This window comes from Rhodoplanes roseus (genome assembly GCF_003258865.1).
GTDB classification, from domain to species: Bacteria; Pseudomonadota; Alphaproteobacteria; order Rhizobiales; family Xanthobacteraceae; genus Rhodoplanes; species Rhodoplanes roseus.
Window position 1 is genome coordinate 1 of record NZ_NPEX01000313.1, and the last position, 6,265, is coordinate 6,265.

Sequence of the window (6,265 nt, forward strand, 5' to 3'; positions counted from 1 at the left end):
GTAGGGCTCGATCCGAGCCCACTCGGAATCGCTCAGCCAGTAAAGCTGCTTGCTCATCAAGGGCTCCGTACCCCCCGGAGCCCTTGAATCAGTCAACGCTCCGCACCGCAAGCCAATTGAGTACGGACCCTAGCGGCTCCGTTCACGAGAGCCCGACCCTCAAGGGTCGCCCCGATAAGCAAATCCTGCCCGCTTAATGGGCTGAACATTATACGAAAATCGATCCTGACCGTCCCGGCCGGCTTGCCGCGGCGTCCACTCGACGCGGCGAACGCGGCTGTCCCGCGATCGACGGCCCGGCCCACGGGCGCGTGGGCGGCGGACTGTCTGCCCTTCACGACATCGGGGTGGTCGAGGCCGGCGGCGCCGGACGTGGCGGACACGGCCGAGGACTGCTACAAGAGCGCCCGGCGCGCAGCCACCCGAAGGCTCCGGATGGCCGGCGTCCGAAGCGGACTGTGACGTCCTGACGTTCCAGCAAAGTAGGATCAACGACTTAGCCGGCATCGTCCGGACCGCAGCGGTGCCGCCTCGCTGGCCGGTCTCGGATGTCCCGCCATTGGTTCCGGCGGGCACGTGTCCGATCCGCCGTGACTATCGGACATCCATGTCGCCGGCTGCCACAACCCACGTCGCCGCCGCTGATCGCCGATGTCGCGCGATCGAACCGGCTCGATCCTCCACCCCCGAGCCGCCCGCGGCCTCTGCCCAACCAAGGTTCGACCTCCCGTGACATTCCTGCCGACCCGTCCGCCGCTCGCCCGCGCCCTCGCCGAGCGCAGCTACGATGATCCGACCCCGGTGCAGGCCGCCGTGCTGGCCGACGGTGCCGCCGGCCGCGATCTCCTGGTGTCGGCCCAGACCGGCTCGGGCAAGACGGTCGCGTACGGGCTGGCGATCGCCGACGACCTGCTCGGCGACGCCGACGGATTCGAGCCCGGCGCCGCTCCCCTCGCCTTGGTGGTCGCTCCGACCCGCGAGCTCGCCCTGCAGGTGCAGCGCGAGCTCGCCTGGCTCTACGGCCACACCGGCGCCCGCGTCGTCTCCTGCGTCGGCGGCACCGACCCGCGCCGCGAGCAGCGCGAGCTGGCCGAGGGCGCCCACATCGTGGTCGGGACGCCGGGGCGGCTGTGCGACCATCTGCGGCGGCACCGCCTCGACATCTCGGCCGTGAAGGCCGTGGTGCTCGACGAGGCCGACGAGATGCTCGACCTCGGCTTTCGCGAGGACATGGAGCTGATCCTCGAGACCACGCCGGACAGCCGCCGCACCCTGCTGTTCTCGGCGACGCTGCCGCGCGGCATCGTCGCGCTCGCCCGCGAGTATCAGAAGGACGCGCTGCGCATCGACGTCGCCGGTGACGAGAGCGGGCATGCCGACATCGAGTACCGCGCCGTCCGGGTCGCGGCACACGAGGTCGAGCACGCGGTCGTCAACCTGCTGCGCTATTTCGAGTCGCCGGGCGCGCTGGTGTTCTGCAACACCCGCAACGCCGTGCGGCACCTGCAGGCCGCCCTGCTGGAGCGCGGTTTCTCCGTGGTCGCGCTGTCCGGGGAGCTGGCCCAGAACGAGCGGACCCTCGCGCTGCAGGCGTTGCGCGACGGACGCGCCCGCGTCTGTGTCGCGACAGACGTCGCGGCACGCGGCATCGACCTGCCCAATCTCGGCCTCGTCATCCATGCCGAGCTGCCGAACGATCCGGCCGTCCTTCAGCATCGGTCCGGGCGCACCGGTCGCGCCGGCCGCAAGGGCGTCAGCATCCTGCTGGTGCCCGCCGCCCGCCGGCGCCGCGTCGAGACGATGCTGTTCCAGGCCGGCATCGAGGCGGAGTGGGGCAGCGCGCCTCAGCCGGACGAGATCCGCCGGCTCGACCTCGAGCGCGTCCTGCAGGACGCCCGGCTCGCCGAGGAGCCGAACGAGGACGACCTGATCTGGGCGCAGGCGCTGCTGGCCCAACGAAGCCCCGAGCAGCTCGCGACGGCGCTGGCCCGGATTCTTCGCGGCGGGCTGCCGTCACCCGAGGACATCGTCGACCCCGGCGAGCGCACCGGCCGGGCGCGGCGTGATCGCGACGAGACGAGGACGGACGAGGGGCGCGCCGACGGGCCCGTCCCCGCATGGGATCCGGTCGAGGCCCGGCCGCGGCGCCACGCCGGCCTCGCCGGCGGCAGCGTCTGGTATCGGGCCAGCGTCGGGCGCAACAAGAAGGCCGAAGCGCGCTGGCTCCTACCGATGATCTGCCGCCGCGGCGGCATCGACAAGCGCGCCATCGGCGCCATCCGGATTTGCGACAGCCACAGCGAGTTCGAGATCTCGGCCGACGTCGCCGAGCTGTTTGCCGCCGCCATCAGCCGGCCCGACAAGGAATCGAACATCCGCCTCGAGCCGATGCCCGACGGCCCGCAGGCGCCGGCCGGACGGCACGATCGGCCCGCCGGCCGGAACCGGCCGACCGGGAGCAGAGCGCGGTCCGGCGACCCGTCCCGTCATGAGCGCGATGCGCCGGGGCACACGTCGTCCGGCGACGGCCCGGCCGCGCCCGAGAAGAAGCGGACATTCGCCAAAAAGCCGTGGCGCAAGGAGACGCGCCAGGAGTCCCGCCCGGACAAGCCGTTCCGCGAGGACAAGCCGTTCCGCGCCGGAAAGAGCAAGCCTGCCGGTGCTCGCAAGCCGGCGCGGCGTCCGGCCGGCAAGCCGACGGGCAAGCGCGGCCGCGCCTGAGCCCGCCCGGGCACGGTCACTTGCGTGCCGTCCCGGATTCACCGAGCATTCCCGGGCCGCGCCGAACGCCCGGCTGCGGCGGTTCGGGCCCTGCCGAGCGGCTGACGGCACGCGCGCGGTCAGGACTCGAGCGCCGGCAGATCGAGGCCGTTGGCCCGCGCGCAGGCGATGGCGCTCTCGTAGCCCGCATCGGCGTGACGCATCACGCCGGTCGCCGGATCGTTCCACAGCACGCGGCCGATCTTCTCGCCCGCCTCGACGGTCCCGTCGGCGACCAGGGCGATCCCGGCGTGCTGGGAATACCCCATGCCGACGCCGCCGCCGTGATGGAACGACACCCAGGTGGCACCGCAGGCCGCGTTCAGGAGTGCGTTGAGGATCGGCCAGTCGGACACGGCGTCGGAGCCGTCCAGCATGCCCTCGGTCTCGCGCATCGGCGAGGCGACCGAGCCCGAGTCCATGTGGTCGCGCCCGATCACGATCGGGGCCGACACCTCGCCGCGCGCCACCATCTCGTTGAAGGCGAGCCCGACCTTGTGGCGCTGGCCGAGACCGAGCCAGCAGATGCGCGCCGGCAGGCCCTGGAATCTCACGTGGCTGCGGGCCTTGTCGAGCCAGCGATGCAGCACCGGATCGTCCGGGATGAGCTCGCGCACCTTGGCGTCGGTGCGGTAGATGTCCTCCGGGTCGCCCGACAGCGCGACCCAGCGGAACGGCCCCTTGCCCACGCAAAACAGCGGCCGGACATAGGCCTCGACGAAGCCCGGATAGGCGAAGGCGTCGGCGACGCCCTTCTCGCGCGCCATGGCCCGGATGTTGTTGCCGTAGTCGAGGGCCACCGCGCCCCTGTCCTTGAAGGCGAGGATGCAGCGGACCTGATCGGCCATCGCCGCCTTGGCCGCTTCGGCCGTGCCGGCGGGATCGCGCGCCTGCCGCTCCAGCCACTCGTCGAGGGTCCAGCCCGCCGGCAGATATCCGTGCGCCGGGTCGTGCGCCGAGGTCTGGTCGGTGACCACGTCCGGGACGACGCCGCGGCGGAGAATCTCCGCGAACACCTCGGCTGCGTTGCCGACGAGGCCGACCGAGACCGGCCGGCCGCTGCGGGTCGCCGTCGCGATCATGGCGAGCGCCTCGTCGAGGCTGGTGGTCGAATGGTCGAGATAGCCGGTCCGCTTGCGAAACTCGATGCGGCTCGGCTGGCACTCGACGACCAGCATCGAGGCGCCCGCCATGGTGGCGGCGAGCGGTTGCGCCCCGCCCATGCCGCCGAGTCCCGCCGTGAGAATCCAGCGGTCGTCGAGGCGGCCGCCGAAATGTCGCCGGCCGATCTCCGAGAACGTCTCGAACGTGCCCTGCACGATGCCCTGCGAGCCGATATAGATCCACGAGCCGGCCGTCATCTGGCCGTACATGATGAGGCCCTTGCGATCGAGGGCGTTGAAGCAGTCCCAGGTCGCCCATTTGGGCACCAGATTGCCGTTCGCGATGATCACCCGCGGCGCACCGCGGTGAGTCGGGAAGACGCCGACCGGCTTGCCCGACTGGACCAGCAGGGTCTCCTCCTCGCCGAGGCGCTTCAAGGTCGCGGTGATGCGATCGAAGGCCTCCCACGAGCGGGCCGCGCGGCCGATCCCGCCATAGACGACGAGCTCCTCCGGACGTTCGGCGACGTCCGGATCGAGGTTGTTCATCAGGAGCCGCAGCGGCGCCTCGGTCGCCCAGCTCCGGGCCTGGAGCGCGGCGCCACGCGGCGCTCGCACGATCCGATCGTTCTGTCGCGACATCGGCACGTCCTCAGATCGTCTTCTCAGATCGTCTTGTCAGATCGTTTTCTTGGCGCGCAGCCCGGCGAGGGTCGCGTCGTCGAGCGCCAGGGTCCGACGGAGCACCGCCTCGGTGTCCTCGCCGAGCAGCGGCGAGCGCATCGGCGCGACGATATCGGCATCGGAAAAGCGCACCGGCTGCGGCACGACCCGGATGTCGCCGAGCACGCCGTTGACGCCGGGCTGCACCAGCCCCCGCGCTTCGAGCTGGCCGCTCGCGATGGTCTCGTCGAGGCTCCACACCGGCGCCGACGGCACGTCCTGGCCGCGCAGCCGCGCCAGCGCCTCGGCACGCGACAGGCCGGCCGCCCATTGCGCCACGATGGCGCGCAGCTCCGCCTCGTGGATGTTGCGGTCGCGATTGGTGGCGAAGCGCGGATCGTCGGCGAGCTCCGGCCGGCCGATCGCGGCGAAGATCCGCTTCACGGTCGCGTCCGAGAAGCCGACCAGCACGATGTCGCCGTCGCGGGTGGCGAAGCTGTCGACCGGGTAGGTCTCGGGATGGCGGTTGCCGGCGCGGCGCGGCGTCTCCCCCGTGAACAGGGCGCGCGACAGGCTGGTCAGCAGCATCGAGAAGATCGAATCGAGCATCGCGACCTCGACGCGCCGGCCGACGCCGGTCCGCTCGCGGTCGTAGAGCGCGGCCGCGATTCCCCACGCCGCGAACATGCCGGTGGCGACGTCGGCGACGCTCTCGCCGACCGCCGTGGCCCGGCCGTCGCGCTCGCCCGTGACGCTCATCAGCCCGCTCATCGCCTGGATGACGAGGTCGAAGGCGGGCCACTCGGTGAACGGCCCCGCCGGACCGAAGCCCGATATCGAGGCGTAGATCAGCCGGGGATTGTCGGCCTGCAGGATCTCGGCGTCGAGCCCCAGCCGGGCCATCACGCCGGGCCGGAAGTTCTCGACCAGCACGTCCGACCGCTTGGCGAGGTCGCGCACCAGCGCGCGGCCCTCGGGCGACTTCAGGTCGACCGTGACGCTCTCCTTGCCGCGATTCAGCAGGGCGAAATAGGTGCTCTCACCCTTCACGTGCGGGGCGAAGTGGCGGCTGTCGTCGCCGACGTCCGGCATCTCGACCTTGATCACCTCGGCACCGAGATCGGCCAGCATGGCGGTGCAGAACGGCCCCGACATGACGCGCGTCAGGTCGAGCACGCGCAGGCCGTCGAACAGGTGGCGGGGCAGCGGGGTCATGCGGCGTCGTCTCGCTTGCTGAGGTCGAGGACGGCCTTGCCGGTCGTGCGCCGCGCCGACAGATCGGCGAGCGCCGCCGGCAAGTCGTCGAAGCGGCGACGCGCCCCCACATGCGGGTGCAACGCGCCGGCCCGCAGCAGGTCGCCGAGCGCCGCGGCGACGCGCCCCACCATCGGCCCGTCGCGGTCGTGGCTCCAATAGACACCGATCGCCGACGCCCGGCGGAGCAGCAGACGGTTCGCGGGGATCTGCGGGATCTCGCCGGACGCGAAGCCGACGACCAGAAGGCGGCCGTTCCAGGCGATCGCCCGCAGTGCCTCGAGGGTCGCCGCACCACCGACCGGATCGACCACCACATCGACGCCGCGCCCCTCGGTCAGCGCCTTCACGCGGTCGCTCCACCTCTCGGTGCCGTAATCGATCGTCTCGGCCGCGCCGTGCCGGCGCGCCAGCGCGCCCTTCTCCGGTCCACCCGCCGCGGCGATCACGCGAGCGCCACGGCGGGCCGCGATCTCGACCGCGGC

4 protein-coding genes are annotated in these 6,265 nt (G+C 71.9%); 1 reads left to right on the forward strand and 3 read right to left on the reverse strand.

Annotated features, from left to right (window positions below):
* Positions 1 to 729: 729 nt before the first annotated feature.
* Complete coding sequence (locus tag CH341_RS26785) at positions 730 to 2,721, forward strand: DEAD/DEAH box helicase (protein ID WP_245431265.1); 1,992 nt, start codon at positions 730 to 732, stop codon at positions 2,719 to 2,721.
* Between the two features lie 119 nt (positions 2,722 to 2,840).
* Here the strand turns inward: CH341_RS26785 and hutU are convergent, their stop codons facing one another.
* The 3 genes from hutU to CH341_RS26800 form a co-directional block, all read right to left on the reverse strand.
* A complete protein-coding gene (gene hutU, locus CH341_RS26790) occupies positions 2,841 to 4,505 on the reverse strand; it encodes a urocanate hydratase (protein WP_111422014.1) in 1,665 nt (554 codons plus the stop codon).
* Between the two features lie 36 nt (positions 4,506 to 4,541).
* Positions 4,542 to 5,741 (reverse strand): CaiB/BaiF CoA transferase family protein, encoded by a 1,200-nt coding sequence (locus CH341_RS26795; RefSeq protein WP_111422015.1) that lies wholly within the window; start codon positions 5,739 to 5,741, stop codon positions 4,542 to 4,544.
* The coding region (locus tag CH341_RS26800; protein ID WP_146604638.1) for a zinc-binding dehydrogenase at positions 5,738 to 6,265 on the reverse strand (528 nt) is incomplete at its 5' end. The genes CH341_RS26800 and CH341_RS26795, both read right to left, overlap by 4 nt.

Bases quoted from the DNA above. Each gene is read 5' to 3' on its own strand.
- hutU (WP_111422014.1), bottom strand. From the start codon at position 4,505: ATGTCGCGACAGAACGATCGGATCGTGCGAGCGCCGCGTGGCGCCGCG.
- CH341_RS26795 (WP_111422015.1), bottom strand. From the start codon at position 5,741: ATGACCCCGCTGCCCCGCCACCTGTTCGACGGCCTGCGCGTGCTCGAC.